General features: G+C 38.6%; 18 protein-coding genes and 1 riboswitch. Of the genes, 8 read left to right on the forward strand and 10 right to left on the reverse strand.

Going from position 1 to position 19,813, the window contains the following annotated elements; all coding sequences use genetic code 11:
- The 3 genes from tolC to ABN256_RS14710 all read left to right on the forward strand — a co-directional run bounded on the left by tolC (position 1) and on the right by ABN256_RS14710 (position 3,625).
- Positions 1 to 1,395, forward strand: coding sequence for an outer membrane channel protein TolC (gene tolC / locus ABN256_RS14700; RefSeq protein ID WP_196554733.1), 1,395 nt, complete (start codon positions 1 to 3; stop codon positions 1,393 to 1,395).
- A gap of 329 nt (positions 1,396 to 1,724) precedes the next feature.
- Positions 1,725 to 2,453 (forward strand): DUF1190 family protein, encoded by a 729-nt coding sequence (locus ABN256_RS14705; RefSeq protein WP_196554734.1) that lies wholly within the window; start codon positions 1,725 to 1,727, stop codon positions 2,451 to 2,453.
- Between the two features lie 8 nt (positions 2,454 to 2,461).
- Complete coding sequence (locus ABN256_RS14710; RefSeq protein ID WP_349439643.1) at positions 2,462 to 3,625, forward strand: glutathionylspermidine synthase family protein; 1,164 nt, start codon at positions 2,462 to 2,464, stop codon at positions 3,623 to 3,625.
- A 99-nt stretch (positions 3,626 to 3,724) separates the two neighbouring features.
- Here ABN256_RS14710 and ABN256_RS19255 read toward each other — a convergent pair whose 3' ends face one another.
- The 4 genes from ABN256_RS19255 to ribB form a co-directional block, all read right to left on the reverse strand.
- Entirely contained in the window at positions 3,725 to 4,030 is a 306-nt protein-coding gene (locus ABN256_RS19255) for a CcdB family protein (protein WP_196554759.1), read from the reverse strand.
- 14 nt (positions 4,031 to 4,044) lie between these two features.
- Positions 4,045 to 4,296 carry a type II toxin-antitoxin system CcdA family antitoxin gene (locus ABN256_RS14715; protein WP_196554735.1) on the reverse strand — a complete coding sequence of 84 codons (252 nt, stop codon included), beginning with the start codon at positions 4,294 to 4,296 and terminating at the stop codon, positions 4,045 to 4,047.
- Between the two features lie 343 nt (positions 4,297 to 4,639).
- A complete protein-coding gene (ygiD, locus tag ABN256_RS14720) occupies positions 4,640 to 5,425 on the reverse strand; it encodes a 4,5-DOPA-extradiol-dioxygenase (protein ID WP_196554736.1) in 786 nt (261 codons plus the stop codon).
- 174 nt (positions 5,426 to 5,599) lie between these two features.
- Positions 5,600 to 6,253: a 3,4-dihydroxy-2-butanone-4-phosphate synthase gene (ribB, locus tag ABN256_RS14725; protein WP_072070063.1), complete on the reverse strand. Its 654-nt coding sequence runs from the start codon at positions 6,251 to 6,253 to the stop codon at positions 5,600 to 5,602.
- A gap of 126 nt (positions 6,254 to 6,379) precedes the next feature.
- Positions 6,380 to 6,539: riboswitch (FMN riboswitch) on the reverse strand.
- Positions 6,540 to 6,741: 202 nt separating this feature from the next.
- On the opposite strand from ribB, the gene ubiK reads away from it, so the two are divergent.
- Positions 6,742 to 7,062, forward strand: coding sequence for a ubiquinone biosynthesis accessory factor UbiK (gene ubiK / locus ABN256_RS14730; RefSeq protein ID WP_072070064.1), 321 nt, complete (start codon positions 6,742 to 6,744; stop codon positions 7,060 to 7,062).
- Between the two features lie 103 nt (positions 7,063 to 7,165).
- On the opposite strand, the gene ABN256_RS14735 is transcribed toward ubiK, so the two are convergent.
- Positions 7,166 to 8,488, reverse strand: coding sequence for a 6-phospho-alpha-glucosidase (locus tag ABN256_RS14735; protein ID WP_196554738.1), 1,323 nt, complete (start codon positions 8,486 to 8,488; stop codon positions 7,166 to 7,168).
- Positions 8,488 to 10,116: an alpha-glucoside-specific PTS transporter subunit IIBC gene (locus ABN256_RS14740; RefSeq protein ID WP_196554739.1), complete on the reverse strand. Its 1,629-nt coding sequence runs from the start codon at positions 10,114 to 10,116 to the stop codon at positions 8,488 to 8,490. The genes ABN256_RS14735 and ABN256_RS14740 overlap by 1 nt, the downstream gene beginning before the upstream one ends.
- Before the next feature lie 301 nt (positions 10,117 to 10,417).
- Between ABN256_RS14740 and ABN256_RS14745 the strand changes: the two genes are divergently transcribed.
- Positions 10,418 to 11,122, forward strand: coding sequence for a GntR family transcriptional regulator (locus ABN256_RS14745; RefSeq protein WP_196554740.1), 705 nt, complete (start codon positions 10,418 to 10,420; stop codon positions 11,120 to 11,122).
- Positions 11,123 to 11,218: 96 nt separating this feature from the next.
- Here ABN256_RS14745 and hldE read toward each other — a convergent pair whose 3' ends face one another.
- From hldE to ABN256_RS14760, 3 genes are all read right to left on the reverse strand, one after another.
- Positions 11,219 to 12,643, reverse strand: a complete 1,425-nt coding sequence (gene hldE / locus ABN256_RS14750; RefSeq protein ID WP_196554741.1) for a bifunctional D-glycero-beta-D-manno-heptose-7-phosphate kinase/D-glycero-beta-D-manno-heptose 1-phosphate adenylyltransferase HldE — start codon at positions 12,641 to 12,643, stop codon at positions 11,219 to 11,221.
- A 95-nt stretch (positions 12,644 to 12,738) separates the two neighbouring features.
- Positions 12,739 to 15,579 (reverse strand): bifunctional [glutamate--ammonia ligase]-adenylyl-L-tyrosine phosphorylase/[glutamate--ammonia-ligase] adenylyltransferase, encoded by a 2,841-nt coding sequence (gene glnE / locus ABN256_RS14755; protein WP_349439645.1) that lies wholly within the window; start codon positions 15,577 to 15,579, stop codon positions 12,739 to 12,741.
- 26 nt (positions 15,580 to 15,605) lie between these two features.
- Complete coding sequence (locus ABN256_RS14760; protein ID WP_197269890.1) at positions 15,606 to 16,529, reverse strand: CYTH domain-containing protein; 924 nt, start codon at positions 16,527 to 16,529, stop codon at positions 15,606 to 15,608.
- A 219-nt stretch (positions 16,530 to 16,748) separates the two neighbouring features.
- On the opposite strand from ABN256_RS14760, the gene ABN256_RS14765 reads away from it, so the two are divergent.
- Positions 16,749 to 17,369, forward strand: a complete 621-nt coding sequence (locus ABN256_RS14765; RefSeq protein ID WP_196554744.1) for a TIGR04211 family SH3 domain-containing protein — start codon at positions 16,749 to 16,751, stop codon at positions 17,367 to 17,369.
- A gap of 27 nt (positions 17,370 to 17,396) precedes the next feature.
- Positions 17,397 to 18,635, forward strand: coding sequence for a multifunctional CCA addition/repair protein (locus ABN256_RS14770; RefSeq protein WP_196554745.1), 1,239 nt, complete (start codon positions 17,397 to 17,399; stop codon positions 18,633 to 18,635).
- Here the strand turns inward: ABN256_RS14770 and folB are convergent, their stop codons facing one another.
- On the reverse strand, positions 18,636 to 18,986 hold the full coding sequence (gene folB / locus ABN256_RS14775; protein ID WP_196554746.1) for a bifunctional dihydroneopterin aldolase/7,8-dihydroneopterin epimerase: 351 nt from the start codon (positions 18,984 to 18,986) through the stop codon (positions 18,636 to 18,638).
- 104 nt (positions 18,987 to 19,090) lie between these two features.
- On the opposite strand from folB, the gene plsY reads away from it, so the two are divergent.
- Positions 19,091 to 19,747, forward strand: coding sequence for a glycerol-3-phosphate 1-O-acyltransferase PlsY (plsY, locus tag ABN256_RS14780; protein WP_072070074.1), 657 nt, complete (start codon positions 19,091 to 19,093; stop codon positions 19,745 to 19,747).
- Positions 19,748 to 19,813: the final 66 nt, after the last annotated feature.

Raw genomic sequence — 19,813 nt, forward strand, 5'->3', positions numbered from 1 at the left:
ATGAAAAAACTGCTCTCTCTTTTGGTCACGATGAGTTTGGCAGGATTCAGCACTGCAAGTCAGGCTGAGGATCTGCTTCAAGTTTATCAAAAAGCAAAGGACAGTAACCCTGAGTTACGCAAGTCATTAGCGGAACGAAACAGCGCTTTTGAAAAAATCAATGAAGTTCGTGGTTCATTATTACCACAATTAGGATTAGGCGCATCCGCAGATTATAAAAGCGGTTACCGTGACGCAAGAGATACCGAATCCAATTCTATTGGCGCAAGTTTAACGCTAACTCAAAGTGTGTTTAACATGTCATTATGGCGCCAGTTAAACCTGCAAGAAAAAACAGCAGGCATGAGTGATGTCACTTACCAAACAAGTCAGCAAAAGCTGATTTTAGACACTGCTACCGCTTACTTTGATGTTTTACGTGCTATTGATTCATTATCATTTATTGAAGCGCAAAAAGAACAAGTTTACCGCCAGTTAGATCAAACAACTCAACGTTTTAATGTAGGTTTAGTTGCAATTACTGACGTACAAAATGCGCGTGCAAATTATGATAGCGTACTGGCACAAGAAGTAGCTGGTCGTAACCAGTTAGATAACGCATTAGAGAAACTGCGCCAAGTCAGTGGTATCTATTACATTAATCTGGCATCACTAAACATCAGCCGTTTTTCAACAACCTCACCAGATTCTATTGAGAAACTGTTAAAAGATGCCGAAGAGCGTAACTTAAGTTTATTGAGTGCACGTTTAGGTCAAGATTTAGCTCGCGAAAATATTCGTTTAGCACAATCAGGTCACTTACCTACTGTCGATTTAAATGCATCAACAGGCGTATCAAATAGCCATAATCATGGTAGTGCATTACCACCAGCAGATGTTAGTAGCCGTAATAGTTACAGTGGTCAAAATAGTATTGGTTTATCTGTTAAAATTCCATTATATACCGGTGGCAGAACAAGCTCACAAGTTGAACAAGCACAATATGGCTTTACTAGTGCAAGCGAACAATTAGAGTCGGTTTATCGCTCTATTGTCCAAATCGCGCGTTCTTCTTATAACAATATTTCTGCATCAATCAGTAGCATCAAAGCATATCAACAAGTTGTTGTTTCTGCACAAAGTTCATTAGATGCAACTGAAGCCGGTTATCAAGTGGGTACTCGTACTATTGTTGATGTGTTAAATGCCACAACAACACTTTACGATGCCAAACAGAAATTATCTAACGCACGTTATGACTATTTAATCAACCAATTAAATATTGAATACGCACGTGGTACATTAAACGAAAATGACTTAATTCAGCTTAATAATGCACTAGGTGAAGAAGTTTCAACTTCACCAGATAACATTATTCGCCCGCTAACAAGTCCTGTACTTAACGTTGCACCTTAATGGTGAATTAATAAGTTAGTTTCTTATAAGAAGCCGCTTTCAGCGATAAACTGATAAGCGGTTTTTTTTATGCTTTATCTTCACATAAGATATTGTGTTATGGATTAAATTAAGATCTCAACAATATCTATATTCTTGTATTAACAAATGCCTTAATCACAATTAGGTTGAAAAGAGAGGATTTACCTAATTTCATTACTCTTAACCTTATAAAGATCACAAATTTCTGGTTATCCTTGATGATTAGGTGTTTCTTATTTATTTTCTAAACTATTTAACCTATCCTAGCTTTTATTTTGAACGTTTTACCTTTTATGGATCTTACCAATATGTCAATGAAACGTACCAAATCGATTAATCGTGATGCTTTTCGTAAAGCATTTCGTCCTTATCGTCTGGCGCCTGTTGCAATCGCCATCACTGCTGTATTTGCGCTTTCAGGATGTGAAGAGAGCGACGAGACAGTTTCACTGTATATGAACGCACAAGAATGTGCTCAAGCGAACCCTTCACAAGCAGCACAGTGTGAAGACTCTTATCGCACTGCATTACAAGAAGCGCAACGTACCGCACCTAAATACGCAACATTAGAAGACTGTGTAGCTGAATTTGGTGATGCACAATGTACACAAACAGCATCTATAGATGGACAGCCTGTTAGTACGGAAAATGCCAATAATTTAAGTCCAGACAGCTCGCAAATGGCTCAAGCTAACTCCGGTGGTAGCTTCTTTATGCCATTAATGGCGGGCTATATGATGGGTCGCCTAATGGGTGGTGGCGCACCAGCACAACCATTGTTTAGTTCGCGTAATCCAACCAGCCCTGCAAATGGTAAATTTGTGGATGCGACAGGCCGTAACTATGGTCCTGCGGTTGGTGGTCGTCAAATGAACGTACCAAAAACAGCAATGACTCCAAAACCATCAACAACCTCAACGGTAACTCGTGGTGGCTTTGGTAATACAGTATCAAGACAAGCTGCAGCTCAACGTACCAGTGCAACGAATAATAATCGTAGCTCAACAGGTTCATCTTCTTACCGTTCAGGTGGTTAATTAACACCATGAAACGCGAAAATATTATTGAACGCCCGGATTGGCGTGAAAAAGCGACTGAATTTAGCTTTAACTTTCATACCATGTATGGCGAGCCTTATTGGTCTGAAGATGCTTATTATCAATTCTCAATGGATGAAGTTGAAACCCTAGAAGAAACCACAGAAGAGCTTCATCAGATGTGCTTACAAGTCGCTGATAAAGTGGCGAACAGTGAAGAGTTGCTAACACGCTTTCAAATCCCGCGTCACTGCTGGGATTTTGTGCGTGATTCTTGGAAATCATCTCAACCTTCACTCTATTCACGTCTTGATTTAGCCTATGATGGTAAAAGTCCGGCAAAACTGTTAGAAAATAATGCAGATACGCCAACCTCACTGTATGAATCTGCTTTTTTTCAATGGATCTGGCTTGAAGATCAAGTTAATGCAGGTCGTTTACCGCAAAATGCCGATCAATTTAATAGTATTCAAGAAAAATTAATTGATCGCTTTGCTGAGCTTCGCGATCAATACGGAATGCGTTATCTGCATATGTCTTGTTGCCAAGACACTGAAGAAGATCGCGGTACCGTTCAATATTTACAAGATTGTGCTGAAGAAGCCGGCGTCACAACTGACTTTGTCTTTATTGAAGATCTGGGCTTAGGTGAGCGTGGTGAATTAACTGATCTGCAAGATCAGATAATCAGCAATATGTTTAAGCTTTACCCTTGGGAATTTATGTTCCGTGAAGACTTCTCAACTAAACTGGCTGATGCGGGTATTCGTTGGTTAGAACCTTCTTGGAAGAGCATTATCTCAAATAAAGCATTATTGCCAATGCTGTGGGAAATGTTCCCTAATCACCCTAACCTGCTACCTGCTTATTTCTATGAGGGTAAAGCGCCTGATTCATTATCTCGTTATGTTATCAAGCCTCTATTTTCACGCGAAGGTGCGAATATTCGTATTGTTGAAAATGGTAAAGATATTGCTGTTGCAGATGGCCCTTACGGCGAAGAAGGCTTTATTGTTCAAGATTTCCACCCACTACCAAAATTTGGTGATAGCTATACATTAATTGGTAGCTGGCTGGTAAACGATCAATCTGCGGGTATATGCATCAGAGAAGATAGAGAGCTTATTACGCAAGATCTCTCACGATTCTATCCACATATTATTTTAGATTGATAGAAATCTTAAAATTATATTAAGCACCTTATTGCTTGTTAGCGGTAAGGTGTTTTTTTATTCAAAATAGCTTTCTATTTTGATGATTTCAATATAAGACTATATTTCAGAAATGATCATATCCATAGCAGACACTATTGCTGTATGGATCTCAGGTCTAACACACACAATATCAACTGTTCTTAACTTACTCTTTGCTACGGCTGTTATAGATTTCGTCATAACAACATATTTCTGATTATCTATTTCAATAACGGGTGCCAATATCTCTATTTGAGAGTTCTTATGTGATAACTGAGTAATCGGCATAATGACCTGAGAATCAATATCACTTAGTAGTTCATTTTGAATATCAATAAAATAAGGGTACTGTTCTTTCGATTTAAGGGATTTATTACGATATATTGTGTATTAAGACATTAAATAACCCTATATTCATCATCATCAGTAAATAACCCCATTTCCTGTTCGAATTCATTAAGAGCTTGAATGCCATTTTTATTTTCAGCTTTCCACTGTTCCCGTTTTTTTTCACGAATGGCATCAGATAACATTTGATCGAGTGTTGCTGATAAATTAATTCCAAGCTCTCGCGCTTCATCCACCAATTTTACAGTTAGATACACATTAACTCCTCGTTTATCTTTTTTACTCATCGTCAATGTTTTCATTATAAGCTCCATTTATGTGCATCATTTATGTGCAAAAGTGTAGAGCAGATAATTATCAACATCAAACTGGGAGATATTCAAAAAACATAATTAACTTATTTAGAGAAATATAAAAAGCATTCATCTAATAGCTATGAAGTTTATCAAAATTTTCGCCAAATAAAAATAAATCCAATATAAACAAAAGGTTAAATATATTAATTATATCTATATAGAAAATTGGAAAGATCAACAACGAGGGAAATATAATGAGTCGATACATTATATTTAATATAAAAAAGGTCAAATTCCACAAAGGTGAATTTGACCTTTAGATTTTATAAATTGGGTTTATTGAACAATCTTACCCAATTTGAAATGTCATCATACTGAGCGATTTATTAACAATATCATTATTCAGTAATGTTACTTTTTCACCTTCTTGTTTTAAACCTAATAGGTATAACGCAGGTAAAAAATGCTCTGCAGTTGGATGAGACAATTGCCCTTCTTCCGTTGATAAAATCGTAAAGAGGTCAGTTGGCGCTTTATCACTTTGTAGGCTGTGTTCTACGGTTTCACTAAATAAAAGTGCCCAAGGATAAGGTGTCGCATCGCTATTTTGCCAGTCCATCATTCTTAAATTGTGAACGATATTACCGCTACCAATAATTAAAACACCTTCTTTACGTAATTCAACCAGCTTTTGCCCTAATTCATAGTGCCATTGCGCTGATTGGTTAGCATCAATGCTTAATTGAACAACAGGAATATTCGCATTGGGATACATTTTTTCGAGTATCCCCCAACTACCATGATCGAATCCCCATTGATCCATATCGAGTTTTAATTTAATCGGATCAATAAGATCTTCAATCAGCGCAGCTAAGCCTATTGAACCTCGCGCTGGGTATTCTATTGCATATAATTCTGCTGGGAAACCATAAAAATCATGAATTGTCTTTGGTTGAGACATTGCCGTTACATAAGTTCCATCGGTATACCAATGGGCCGAAATCACTAAAATCGCTTTAGGTTGAGGAAGCGTTTCCCCTAATTTTGACCAGAGGCGAGTATATGTATTGTCTTCTAATACATTCATTGGGCTACCATGTCCAATAAATAGCGCTGGCATCATTTTTGTGTCCATAATCACCTCTTATGGCTTGTGATCTTATGGCGTTAGCATAGCGCCTTCTTACTTGAAATATAGTCAAAGAAGTATGAAATAGTTATTCAAAAAATATGAAAAAAGCCACCTAAGTTTCCTTAAGCGGCTTGAATAAGTGTGTGTGTTTTCAGTGTCGGTTATAACATGTTAATTTCAGCCAGCTTTTTTCTCCTCACGAAGACGATAAGCCACTAAGTCTTCAATAGTTAACACAGGCATATTGTGCTTTTTAGCAAAAGTAATCACTTCTGGTGCTCTTGCCATTGTGCCATCGTCATTGGTTAATTCGCATAACACTGCAACAGGTTTAAAACCGGCTAATGTTGCTAAATCAATTGACGCTTCTGTGTGCCCACCACGAGTTAACACACCACCAGGTTGGCCACGTAATGGAAATACATGACCAGGACGATTCAAATCACTTGGTTTTGCATTGTCAGCTGCCGCTGCACGTACTGTGGTTAAACGATCAGATGCTGAAACACCTGTTGTTACACCTTGTGCTGCTTCAATCGTTACTGTAAATGCTGTATGGAAATGGCTGGTGTTATTTTCCACCATCATAGGCAAATCAAGTTGCTGACGGCGTTCTTCTGTAATGCATAAACACACAATGCCACTACCATGACGAATAGACATCGCCATTTGTTCTGTGGTCATTGTTTCTGCTGCGAAAACCATATCGCCTTCATTTTCGCGGTTCTCGTCGTCGAGCACCATCACGCCTTTACCAGCACGAAGGGCTTCAAGAGCAAGTTCAACACGCTCAAATGGATTACCGAATTCGGAAAGTAGCGTCTGATTCATGGTAAAAAAAACCTCAATAATTAATGAAAGTTACCAGAACCAGGGCAGTCTTAGGAGTGGATCTCTGCTTAATAAAAAATATAAGCAGAAACAACAGGAATGGATACAATGATCCTACTGATGCTATTTTATTCTCTCCCATCCAGACTTTAACTGTCGGCTCCAGAATCACACTGGATCTGCTGACCTTTGCATTACAATGGCAACACAAAGCGCTCGCGGGCTTTACTTGGATCTTCAAGTATCTACCGCCGGTGGGGACTTTCACCCCGCCCTGAGATTAACGAAGAAACTATACGCTTTAAAATTATAAGTGGCAATCATCAATCCGTGACAATACTCGTTTAATCACATAATCACGTTATGACATACGGTTATTTAACGATTTATAATAAAAAAATAACAATAATCCTGATATCTGGTTTTATTCCCTCAGTCCTCATATTACACTTAGCCTCAGCTTTCTATTTTATTTGTGAGGACTTCCCATGTTGGACCCGAAAAAACTTGAACAAGTCGCGCGCCAAATCCAAAACGTTTTGCCACAAGGCATCAAAGATTTTGGTGATGATATTGATAAAAAAATCCGCACTGTTCTGCAATCTCAATTAAACAAGTTGGATTTAGTCAATCGCGAAGAGTTTGATGTACAGACTCAAGTCTTATTACGCACTCGTGAAAAACTAACACGCTTAGAACACCGTTTAAATGAGCTAGAAGCTGGTCTGATTGCAAAACCTCAAGCTGAAGTTATCCAAGTTGAAGACGTTGAAATTACAGTAGAAACTGAAACAGAAAATAAAGCTTAATCCATTTACTTTATTAGTTATTCTCTTTATTAATAAAGCAAAAACCCTGTATCTTACCCAGACACAGGGTTATTTTTTATATGCTCTATAAATTAATTACTCACTATTTTAATTCTGGCCAATAGTCTTTATTTGCTTCAATTAAATCATCTAAAATTGCTTTTGCGACAGTCGCGCTTGGCACAGTTTTAGACATCGTAATGGCTTGCCACAGTTTCAAATAGGATTTTTCAATCCAGGCTTCTACCACTAATTTTTCAACAGCAACTTGCTGACTCATCATCCCTTTTTGGAACAATGGAATTTTGCCCATGACTAAAGGTTCTGGTCCATGGCTTCCGACAATACAAGGGATCTCAACCATTGCTTCAGGATCAAAATTAATAATTGATCCGTTGTTAGGAACGATCAGCAACATTCTTTCTTGAGTATTAAACGCGATAGCCGTCGCAAGATCGACAATGTAAGAGGCATGCTCATCTATTTCAAGATGGCCAGCTGATGATTTACCCGCTGCTGTAATAGCTCGACAAGCACTAAAAACGTTCTTTTCTCTGTGTTCCATCACTTCATTAGCGCGCGTATGATGAGGATCAGAATGCGCAACAACATAATCAGGGAACAAATAATACTTCAAGTAAGTATTTGGCATAGTTGCTGGATCTAGCGCCCAAACATCTTTTGCCTTACCAAAAGTATCGTTCCAGCTTGCTTCAACAGGCTCTCCTTCTACTTTAGGAATATAACCATACTCAGCAACATGTTTACGAATAATCGGCAGTAAATCATTGCCTTGCAAGTCTTCAACTTGCGTCCACCAACCAAAGTGATTTAAGCCGTAATAGCGGACACGCATCTCCTTACGTGATTTTAATCCTGCAATTTGCGCCATACGTGACTCAATACCAATTGGCATATCACAAATATTTAAGATTTTTGCATTCGGCTTTAAGCGACGCGTAGCTTCGGCAACAATGGCTGCTGGGTTAGAATAATTTAACATCCATGCATTTGGTGAATATTTTTCCATATATTCAACCAATTCTAATACACCACCAATAGAACGCATACCATAAGCAATACCACCAGGCCCACAGGTTTCTTGCCCTAATACACCGTGGCGTAAAGGAATTTTTTCATCTTTTTCACGCATTGGATATTTACCAACACGAATATGAGCCATAACAAAATCAACATCCGTAAAAGCAGTTTTAGGATCTGTGGTATAGCAAAATTCAATTTCAGGTGCTTTTTCAGTAAGAATTATTTCACAAGCTTTAGCAATGGTCTCTTGCCTCTCGGCATCATTGTCATAAAATTTGATGGCTCTTAATGGAAAACGTTTTAAATTTTCCAGTAGCATCAAAATAATACCGGGTGTAAATGTACTACCGCCACCTGCAATTACGACTGAGAACTTCTTCATTATATAGCCTCCGACAAGGTGATTTTTTGTGGATCTTCTTTCATAAGTTGTTCAATTTTGTCTCTTACTTGAGAAACGTGTAGCCCGATAATGATTTGCAATGCATCGCCTTTACGCACTACACCATGTACACCGAGCCCTTTAAAATAGGCATCTGTTTCAACTACTTCATTATCAATTACTTCAATGCGTAAACGTGTTGCACAGTTATTTAAAGATTTGATATTTGCACCTCCACCTAAGCCTTCAAGAATGCCTTTAGGAAGTGCGAGTTTGTGGTCTTCTTTTGCTGTTTTTGAACTATCTGAAGCTTGTGACTTTTTATTTTTATAATCTTGTTTGCTATAAAGCTTGATCTCTTCATCATCCTCTTCACGACCGGGTGTTTTTAAATTAAGTTTGATAATTAATGTTCTAAACACCACAAACCAAATCATTGTGAAAATAAGCCCTATGACTATTTGTGTAATAATCATTCCGTAATGGTTATGAAACATTGGGATCCAATTCATAGGAAGAAAATTATCGATGATCCCTCCGCCCATATTTCCGACAACCCCAAAGTGATAAAGTGTTGTCGCTAATGTGGCAGCTAACACGGCATGAATGGCAAACAATAACGGAGAGATAAATAAGAATGTGAACTCTAAAGGTTCTGTTATTCCCACAAATACAGCGGTCAATGCAGAGGGGATAAGTAAACCTGCAATTTTGGCTCTATTTTTAGGTGCAGCAGTAAAATAAAGAGCAAGTGCTATACCAATAGAACCAAAGACTTTGCTATTACCATGTAGTGCAAAACCCCCTTCAGGAAATAGCTCTTTTAAAGATTCAGTGCTTTGACTGAAATATTGCATATTTTGAGCCCAATCAACTTGAATTCCATGTTCAGTGACTGCTGGGCCAAAAATAAATGGGCCATAAATAAAGTGATGTAGGCCAGTAGGAATTAAAATACGTTCAAGAAATGTATATATCCAAACACCTAAAGAGCCAGATTCAACCATAAATACTTGCAACGATTGAATACCAATTTGTACTTTTGGCCAGAAAAATAATGTTATCCATGCTAACGGTAACATAACAAAGAAACTAATTAACACAACATACGAAGTCCCTTGAAATATACCTAAAAAAACAGGAAGCTGTTTATCAAAATAACGATTATGAATACCTGTAACTATACCCGCAATAATAATTGCTCCAATAATACTGGTATCTAATGTTTTAATTCCAGCGATCATTGTTAAGCCACTATTTCCACCAATCTCATTTGTAAAGTCCACACCAAAATAAATTCCCCAAACCATTCCCATTGCATTAATAAAATAATTCCAAGTGAGAAAACTCACCATTACAGCAAGGCAAGCTCTTGCTTGTGCAGTTTTAGCTAAACCGATTGGTAAGCCAATTGCAAAAATAAGAGGCATATTACGAAAAACAGTCCATCCCCCTTCTTCAATAATATGAACAATTTGGGCAAATAAACTATCGGGTCTTAATAAATCTTCACTAATAAATAATGGATTCTGTAATAAAATGGCAATGCCTACAACAATACCTGCAAATGGAAATAGCAGGACAGGAGTAAACATGGCTCCACCAAATCGTTGTATTTGACTGAGCATAAAAATATCCTCTTATTTACTGCTACTGAAACGGCGTGATATTTAATTCATTTTTTTTCTGTAAATTCAGATTAGATTCTTTTCTCTTTATTCTCTCATCTGAAATGAGTTATTCGTGATCTGATTCATACTAATCTTTCTGGCAAAGTGATCTCATTTTTAGTCAAAAAGCAGATCACTTTTTATTTTTTGATAACGTTCACATTTTAGAGGTATAAATGATTATCCTATATATCAAAAGATTAGATTAAGATAAATTAAATAAGGAGAGCCGATTTTAAGAATAAAAAGAGGTATAAAAATGATCTACAAAGACATTGCAAAAAGCCTAAGAATTCAAATAAATTCGGCTGAATATCAAATTGGTGACCCTTTACCAGCAGAAAAATCATTAGCACAACAATACAACGTATCGAGGATGACAATACGTAAAGCAGTAGATTTATTAGTGACCGCAGGATTATTAGAGCGAAAACATGGCTCTGGGACTTATATTAAAGAAAAAGATGTCCATCATGAAAATGCTAGCCTAAAAGGCTTTGTCGAATTAATGGCAAATACAGGTCATAATGTAAAAAGTGAAGTCATAGAATTTCGTGTTATTCCCTGTCCCTTATCTATTGCCAGTAAATTACGTATCAATTCAAATGAACGTATTTTTTATTCAAGGCGAATACGTTACGTCGATAATAAACCGCTTATTGTTGAAGACAGTTACATGCCTGTTAAATATTTTCGTAATTTAACCTTAACTCATTTAGAAGGGTCTAAATTTGATTTTATTGAAAATGTTTGCCAAATAAAGATATCAGGAAGTTATGAGACCTTTCACCCTATTATGCCTGATAACAACATTTGTCAATTATTAAAAATAGAAACTAATATTCCAATATTAAGACTCAGCACATTATCATATAGCACTCAGGGCGATTATATTAATTATTCAATTATGTATAGAAACACTCAAGATTATATTGTTGAGTATCATTTAAAAAGAGAACAATAACCATTAATAAAATTATCATTAAAAATTTATAATAGTTGGATTCTTTATTATAAAAAAAGCACTCCAAAGAGTGCCTTTAGTCGTTAATTTATGCCACTATTTCTTTTTAATCGCATTAATAATGTTCGTTGTCGAAATGCCGTCTTCGAAATTCAGCACTTTAACTTCACCGCCTGCTGCCCAAACTTCTTTACTACCCGCGATATCTTCAGGTTTATAATCCCCGCCTTTGACTAAAATATCGGGTAAGACAGAGGCAATTAAGCGCTGTGGTGTATCTTCCTCAAATGCAACAACCCAGTCTACTGCACCTAAGGCTCCGAGCACTGTCATACGCTGCTCTAATGGGTTAACAGGACGTGTCTCACCTTTTAAACGCTTAGTCGAGGCATCACTATTTACAGCAACAATAAGGCGATCACCTAACTTACGTGCATTGGCTAAATAACTGACATGACCTGCGTGAAGAATATCAAAACATCCATTAGTCATCACAATGCGCTCACCGCGCTGACGTGCTAATTCAACTGCTTGTTTTAATTGTTCTTCTTCCATTATACCAAAACCGTTGTCGGCACGGCCACGAATGGCATTTTCCAATTCAATAGGTGATACTGTCGATGTCCCTAGTTTACCCACCACAACACCCGCTGCTGCATTTGCAAGGAAGCAAGCTTCACCTAAAGGTTTACCTGCTGCTAAAGAGGTTGCTAATACACCTATTACTGTATCGCCCGCACCAGTAACATCATAAACTTCTTGGGCTTGTGTTGGTAAATGTAATGGCGCTTCATTCGCTCGAATAAGGCTCATTCCACGTTCAGACCGTGTGATCAGTAAAGCATCAAGATCTAAATCTCGAACTAATTGAGTACCTTTTTCCACTAGCTCATCATCGGTTTTACAAACACCGACAACTTGTTCAAATTCTGACATATTCGGCGTTAATAACGTTGCTCCACGATAACGCTCAAAATCACACCCTTTAGGGTCGATTAATACAGGAACACCCGCTTTCTTTGCAAGTTGGATCATTTCTTGAACATGAGAAAGTGCGCCTTTCGCGTAATCTGATAAAATCAGTGCGCCAATAGAAGGCAACGCCTGTTGAATACGTTCATAGATAGGCTGAGGATCAACATTGCTAAACCCTTCTTCAAAATCAAGACGAATTAATTGTTGATTACGTGAAAGCACTCGTAATTTTGTAATGGTTGGATGTGTCGCAACAGAGACAAAATCACAGCGTACATTGACCTGATTTAATGTATTACTCAATGCTTTGGCAGCTTCATCAATACCCGTTAAACCCACTAAACGTGAATTAGCACCGAGAGAAGCAATATTCATTGCCACGTTTGCCGCACCACCGGGGCGCTCTTCTGTGGTATCTACTTTGACCACTGGCACTGGGGCTTCTGGTGAAATACGGCTTGTAGGGCCATACCAATAGCGGTCTAACATGACGTCACCGACAACCAGTACATTGGCCTTATTAAAATCCGGCAGCGTTACTTTCATCCCATACTCCACATTTATTTTCAAAATAAGCCGAAATAATACCATAACTTGTTAAGCAAAAAGAGACACTCATAAGCGTTCCTGCTAACAAACACTTATTCTTGCTCGCCAAGCCACTTTTGCTTGCTTTTTAATACGTGTTCTCGCTCTACAATAAAACAATTGTTATCCACAATCGCAGGTAACGCTTGTAGAGCAAGATGGTGTAACTCATTACGTAATGTGACATAAGCATGTGTCAAAGCCTGAGCTTCTTCTTCACCCATCACTTGATATTTTGCCATTAACTCAAAAATACGCACATTATCAGACCAACGTGTCAATGCAGGATATTGATGAGAAAAACGCAATACCAAATATTGAGCGATAAATTCAATATCGGTAATCCCCCCCGATGAGGTTTTTAAATCAAACTTGTCTGCTTGTGTTGGTGCAAGATGTTGCACCATTTTTTGGCGCATTTCGCGTACTTCATGTTGCAATACGTTGGCATCACGAGAAAGGCACAATGTTTCGTGACGAATACGAGAAAACATCTGTTGTAGTTGCTCATCACCATAAATCATTCTAGCTCGAATTAAGGCTTGATGTTCCCATGTCCATGCTTCATTTTTCTGATATTCATCGAAAGCTTGGATCGTACTTACTAACATTCCTGACTCACCGGAAGGGCGTAAACGTGCATCAACTTCATACAATACGCCCGAAGAGGTTCGTGTACTAAATAAATGGATAATGCGTTGAGCTAGGCGCAGATAAAACTGACGAGCATCAATCTGTTTTGCTCCCGTTGTCACGATATTCATTGGACAGTCTAATAAAAACACTAAGTCTAAATCTGAGCTATAGCCTAATTCCCATCCCCCCAATTTACCGTATCCAATCACCGAAAAACCTAGGCCATCACGATTGGCTAAATGTTCAGGCTCACCATAACGCTTCACCATATATGACCAAGCTTGATGAACAACAGCATGAATGATGGCTTCCGCTAGATACGTTAAGTGATCGCTAACTTTCATCACGGGTAATACCCCCGTGATATCTTCCGCAGCAATACGCAACAGTTGAGCTTGTTTAAATTGGCGCAGAGCTTCTAGTCGTTGCTCTTCATCTTCTTCTGGTACACGTAATAAATATTGACGTAATTCATCACGATACGCATCTAAAGGTAGTGGCTGATAGAGTGAATTAGGATCAAGTAATTCATCTAACAGTAAAGGATGAAGTGCCAACTGTTCTGCTATCATCGGAGATGCTACACATAATCGTATAACATGAGTGAGGACTTCATCAGACTCTTGCATCAACTCTAAATAGGTTGTACGACTCACAATGCTTAATAGTAATGGTGTGACTCGTTGTAACGTAACTAACGTTTGAGGTTGCTGGCAAATCTTAGCCAGTAATTTTGGCATTAATGTATCAAGAACATCTCGCCCTCTTGGCCCTATCGTTCGCTTACCGATATCTTGGCGAAATATTTGTAATGTCTGATTAATCGCATTCAATGACTCAACCGTGAGTGATTGATGAAGTAATGACGAAGTCTCAGGCAAACGCCCAAGTAACCAGAGGCGTTTAAACTCTGAGGTATCCTCTTCTTCATCATTTTCATCTTCTTCACCAATTAATTGCGTGAAAATAACAGAAACAGCCTGCATTTTGTGGCTAATTTCTTGATAAAGCGTTTCCCAATTATCATATCCCATTGCAAAAGTGAGTCGTGCTTTATCCTCTTCATTATCTGGTAAAGTTTGCGTCTGCTGATCACCAATGGATTGTAATAAGTTTTCTAACCGACGAAGAAAGAGATAGCTTTCAGATAATTGCGCTGTTTCTTTTTCTGTTAATAATTCAAGCGTTGTGATCGCCTTTAATACTGTTAATAGTGAGTTACTCTGTAGTTCAGGCTCTCTGCCACCGCGAATTAACTGAAAAACTTGTGTAATAAATTCGATTTCACGAATGCCACCAGCACCGAGTTTTATGTTATCAATCATGCCACGACGGCGAACCTCACGGCTTATCATCGACTTCATATTACGAAGTGATTGAATAACACTAAAATCGATATAACGGCGATACACAAAAGGACGCAACATTTGGCGTAATACTTGGCAGTATTCTTTCTTTTCAGCACCTAAAACACGAGCCTTGATCATGGCATAACGTTCCCAATCACGCCCTTGCTCTTGATAATAATCTTCAAGTGCAGCAAAGCTCATCACCAAAGGCCCACTTTCTCCAAATGGACGCAATCGCATATCAACACGATAAACGAAGCCATCAATAGTATGTTGATCAAGTACTTTAATCAGTTTTTGGCCTAATCGTGTAAAAAACTGAGCATTATCAAGCTCTCGACGTCCACCTTTGGTAAATCCATTTTCAGGATAAGCAAAAATCAAGTCGATATCAGAAGAAAAATTAAGTTCAAATCCACCTAATTTGCCCATACCTAATATCAGCAATGGCTGGGGTTTACCTTCACTATCACAAGGTGTTCCCCATTGTTGGCAACATTGCTGATAAAGCGTGTCTCTTGCGATACAAATTAGGGTTTCAGCAAGTACACTTAAATGTTTTAGTGCACAAGGAATATCGCCTAATTGGAAAAATTGTAACCATGCAATGCGCACTAATTGTTGATGGCGAAATTGACGTAAGATCCGCATAACATCATCTTCATTGTCAACATTGGCTAACATTGCTGTTAATTGAGTTTCATAACTCTGCCATTCGATACCCGTGGGTGGATTTTGCCTGATATCAGTCAACCATTGAGGATTAACCCGAAAATGCTCGGTTGCAAAGGGACTAAATGCAAGAAATTGTTGTTCTTGCTCTCTAAAAGGTGCCAGCGCATTAAGTTGAGAAGAAAAACCACACTGTGCTTTATCCCACAATGATTGAAGTACATTGATAACAGACATAAATAGACTCTCACGTTGTCAGGAAATTAAGCAATAGACAGTAACCACGACATAGAAGATAACTTAAAGTTTAACCATAAAACATGATAATAATCGGTTGCGGTTGTAAATGTTAACGGTGAAATTGCATTCAGTGAATATTGCATCGGCTCTGGCAAATTAGACTGTTTTTTACACCAATCAGAAAATAACGCCAACATTGCAGGCATGGTAATTGTCGGCGATGTGGGATTAGCAAAAATAGCTTCCTCTAATGCCTGTATTGCACTTAACCATTTCGTAAGTTGTTGTGCCGTTGTATCACTAGGAGAAAGATTCACGACACTCAACGATAACGCAGGCTTATCTTTTGCCAGATAATAACCACGCGCAGCTTTACTGCGTGAGGCAAGACGTAATCCGCCTTTTTCACCTAAATACGTTGCTAATGCAATAACGTCTGACACATTACCTTTTTTAAGTTCTAGCTCAAACTCTTCGATCGGTAATTCATATTGCTCAGTACGAATTACGCCTTGATCTAAGACCACTTCTATTTGACTATCTTGATACTCAACAAGCCAGATTTCACGATAAAAATCCGTATGAAACAACACATTAAGCTGAGATTCTAATAAAGCTAGATCTGTTTTTTCTGGCCAGATTTCCGCAGGAAAGCGAGCTAAATCTAATTTAGGTTGTGTTAGTTCAACGTTATATTCTGGGCGTTGATGTAAGCCAGCAACAACTTTTCCTGCCGTTTTAATCGTCATTTCATAATGATCATCAACACCACGAATACGTAATCCCATATCCCAACGACGGATCTGATTATCAGCAGTCTCAAAGTAAAGATTAGTCAGCTTTTTAGGGATGGAATGCTGATGTGGTAGAGTCAGAATGCGCTGAATAATATGAGGAATAGCGGCAGGTATGGCACTCATTTTGAGTTCGGTTTCTAATTGGCTCATTCTATTTCCCTTAAGTAAATCAATTGATTAGTAAAATATTTGACGCATTTTTATTTAGCAAGTGATAGCCTAATAACAATAATGAATAAAAGGCAGATTATCCCTATATTCTACCAGTTAAGACTGTTCTCATTCTGGTTTACTATTTGCTTACGCAAACTTTACTCTTTAGTATCAGTAAAAATATTCTCTTGTATAGATAAAAAAGTTGAAAACATAATGCGAAAATTACCCTTACTTTTTATTTCCTTACTTGGCTTAAGTGTTTCTCTAAGCTCACACGCAGAAACTCGCTATGTTTCCGATGAATTATCCACTTATGTGCATAGTGGACCAGGAAATCAGTACCGAATTGTTGGCTCTTTAAATTCAGGTTCAACAGTGACTGTACTTTCTCGTAATGCAGCAACGGGTTATGTACAGATTAAAGACGATAAAGATCGTACTGTCTGGTTGCCAGAAAACCAACTAAGCGCCCAACCAAGCATGCGCACTCGTATCCCTGCTATGGAAAAAGAGATCCAAACACTACGTGATAAACTAGCGAATATCGACCAAAGCTGGAATCAACGTACTATAGATATGCAAAACAAAGTCTCAAACAGCGATGACATAATCAATGGTTTGAAAAAAGAAAATGAGCAGATGAGAACAAAACTTGCTGTTGCTGAGAAAAAACTCGATTTTGCTAATCAACAGTTAGATGACCGACAACGTGACATCATCTTGCAGTGGTTTATGTATGGTGGTGGTGTTGCTGGTGCGGGTCTTATTTTTGGTCTGATCCTTCCGCATATCATTCCTCGTCGTCGTAAACGCAACGATCGTTGGATGAACTAATATTCAGCCAAAAGGAATCATGATCCCGTGGAAATATACCTTGTTGGTGGCGCTGTGCGTGACCAATTATTACAGATACCTGTAAAAGATAGAGATTGGGTTGTTGTTGGCGCAACACCCGAAGAACTGTTACAACAAGGCTATCAACAAGTTGGCAAAGATTTTCCCGTTTTTCTTCATCCTGAAACACATGAAGAATATGCCCTTGCACGTACGGAAAGAAAATCAGGTTCTGGCTACACGGGATTTACCTGCTACGCCGCACCAGATGTTACCTTAGAAGATGATTTAGCCCGTCGTGATCTCACCATAAACGCTATTGCTTATTCTGCCGATAGCGAATATATCGATCCTTACCACGGCATAGATGACATCAATGCAAGATTACTTCGCCATGTCTCTGACGCATTTTCAGAAGATCCCTTAAGAGTTCTACGTGTTGCACGATTTGCCGCTCGATTTGCGCCTTTAGGTTTTAGTGTAGCACCAGAAACGCTACAGTTAATGAAAGTAATGGCGCAAAGTGGAGAACTAAACGCACTAACGGCAGAACGCGTTTGGAAAGAGACTGAAAAAGCACTTGAGAGCCACGCTCCTCAGGTTTACTTTGAAGTTTTACGCCAGTGCGGTGCTTTAAAGGTTCTTTTCCCCGAAATTGATGCCTTATTTGGCATACCTGCCCCTGAAAAATGGCATCCCGAAATTGATACAGGCGTTCACACCATGATGGTGCTTAATATCGCCAGTCAATTAACAGATGATATTGCAGTGCGTTTTAGTGCCTTATGCCATGATCTAGGAAAAGGAACAACTCCACCTGAAAAATGGCCTCATCATCACGGGCATGGCCCTGCTGGCATACCTTTAGTTGAGGCATTATGTCAACGATATCGTATTCCAAATCACATTCGTGATTTGGCTCGTTTAACAGCAAGATATCACGATCATATCCATCGTATCGATAGAATGCGCCCTTCTAAAATTATCCGCTTATTTGATGCCATTGATGCATGGCGAAAACCTGAACGTGTCGAACAATTAGCGATAGTCAGTGAAGCGGATGCTAGAGGACGTCTAGGGTTAGAAAACTTAGCTTATCCACAACGTTCTTTTCTTTGCCAAGCTTTTGCGATAGCAAATAATGTAGATATAAAGCCAATAATTGAAAGTGGATTAAAAGGCAGTGCAATACGAGAGGCGTTAACAAAACAACGAGAAGTCGCGATTATAAAATGGAAATCGCGACTTACTCTAGAGAACGAATAATTAAGCTTTACGCTCAATAATCACACCCACACTTTTTGCTTGTGCTACTGCACCTGGCTTGGCTAATTTAATTTTGACTCTAGGTACAGCAAACTGAGTAATCAGTAGCTGTGCCACCTCTTCCGCTACTCGTTCAACTAACTCAAAACGTCGAGTCTCAACGTACTCAATTATCGCCTGACTAACACTGGCATAATCTAAACAATGAGCAACATCATCGGTTTGGGATGCGCGTTTGTTATCCCATTCCATTTCGATATCGAACACTAATTTTTGTTTTATGTTTTTTTCCCAATCATAAACACCGATTGTGGTTATTACTGATAATTGCTCAATAAATACGATATCCATCACGTCATCTCTTATTTTTTCTGCTCATCGGATACCACTTCCGATGAAATATGCGTATTATCCATACATGTCTAACGAACTTACATAAACATTGGAGAATACAAATGAGTGCTAACGCACTTGGAATGATCATCTTCGCCTACTTGTGCGGCTCAATCTCCAGCGCGATATTGATTTGCCGATTGGCAAGATTACCCGATCCAAGAAAATCTGGCTCTGGCAATCCCGGAGCGACCAACGTCCTACGTATTGGTGGGAAAGCAGCCGCCGCGGCAGTTCTTATCTGTGACGTACTAAAAGGGATGATCCCTGTTTGGCTCGCCTATTACTTAAATGTGCCTCCTTTTTACCTCGGCATTGTTGCCATAGCGGCTTGCCTTGGGCATATCTACCCAGTCTTCTTCCACTTTAAGGGTGGTAAAGGTGTTGCAACTGCCTTTGGTGCTATCGCCGCTATTGGTTGGGATTTAAGTGGTCTTATTGCTGGAACTTGGTTACTCACCGTATTACTCAGTGGCTATTCATCGCTTGGCGCCATTATCAGCGCATTGCTCGCCCCTTTTTATGTTTGGTGGTTTAAGCCAGAATTCACTTATCCCGTTGCTTTACTATCATGTCTGGTACTTTACCGTCATCACGACAATATTCAACGTTTATGGCGTGGTCAAGAAAGTCGGATTTGGCATAAGCTGAAGAAAAAAACTGAGAAAACAGAAAAAGAGATCATTCAAGAAGCTAAAGAGCAAGAAAAAGAAGATTAATTTCACTCAGTCTTAAAAGTAAATGACACAAAAAAGCCACTTCAATAAACTGGGGTCAGTTCACAA

Source organism: Proteus sp. fly-1008 (assembly GCF_040140305.1).
Lineage (GTDB): Bacteria > Pseudomonadota > Gammaproteobacteria > Enterobacterales > Enterobacteriaceae > Proteus > Proteus vulgaris_B.

Bases quoted from the DNA above. Each gene is read 5' to 3' on its own strand.
- tolC (WP_196554733.1), top strand. From the start codon at position 1: ATGAAAAAACTGCTCTCTCTTTTGGTCACGATGAGTTTGGCAGGATTC.
- ABN256_RS14705 (WP_196554734.1), top strand. From the start codon at position 1,725: ATGTCAATGAAACGTACCAAATCGATTAATCGTGATGCTTTTCGTAAA.
- ABN256_RS14710 (WP_349439643.1), top strand. From the start codon at position 2,462: ATGAAACGCGAAAATATTATTGAACGCCCGGATTGGCGTGAAAAAGCG.
- ABN256_RS14715 (WP_196554735.1), bottom strand. From the start codon at position 4,296: ATGAAAACATTGACGATGAGTAAAAAAGATAAACGAGGAGTTAATGTG.
- ygiD (WP_196554736.1), bottom strand. From the start codon at position 5,425: ATGGACACAAAAATGATGCCAGCGCTATTTATTGGACATGGTAGCCCA.
- ribB (WP_072070063.1), bottom strand. From the start codon at position 6,253: ATGAATCAGACGCTACTTTCCGAATTCGGTAATCCATTTGAGCGTGTT.
- ubiK (WP_072070064.1), top strand. From the start codon at position 6,742: ATGTTGGACCCGAAAAAACTTGAACAAGTCGCGCGCCAAATCCAAAAC.
- ABN256_RS14735 (WP_196554738.1), bottom strand. From the start codon at position 8,488: ATGAAGAAGTTCTCAGTCGTAATTGCAGGTGGCGGTAGTACATTTACA.
- ABN256_RS14740 (WP_196554739.1), bottom strand. From the start codon at position 10,116: ATGCTCAGTCAAATACAACGATTTGGTGGAGCCATGTTTACTCCTGTC.
- ABN256_RS14745 (WP_196554740.1), top strand. From the start codon at position 10,418: ATGATCTACAAAGACATTGCAAAAAGCCTAAGAATTCAAATAAATTCG.
- hldE (WP_196554741.1), bottom strand. From the start codon at position 12,643: ATGAAAGTAACGCTGCCGGATTTTAATAAGGCCAATGTACTGGTTGTC.
- glnE (WP_349439645.1), bottom strand. From the start codon at position 15,579: ATGTCTGTTATCAATGTACTTCAATCATTGTGGGATAAAGCACAGTGT.
- ABN256_RS14760 (WP_197269890.1), bottom strand. From the start codon at position 16,529: ATGAGCCAATTAGAAACCGAACTCAAAATGAGTGCCATACCTGCCGCT.
- ABN256_RS14765 (WP_196554744.1), top strand. From the start codon at position 16,749: ATGCGAAAATTACCCTTACTTTTTATTTCCTTACTTGGCTTAAGTGTT.
- folB (WP_196554746.1), bottom strand. From the start codon at position 18,986: ATGGATATCGTATTTATTGAGCAATTATCAGTAATAACCACAATCGGT.
- plsY (WP_072070074.1), top strand. From the start codon at position 19,091: ATGAGTGCTAACGCACTTGGAATGATCATCTTCGCCTACTTGTGCGGC.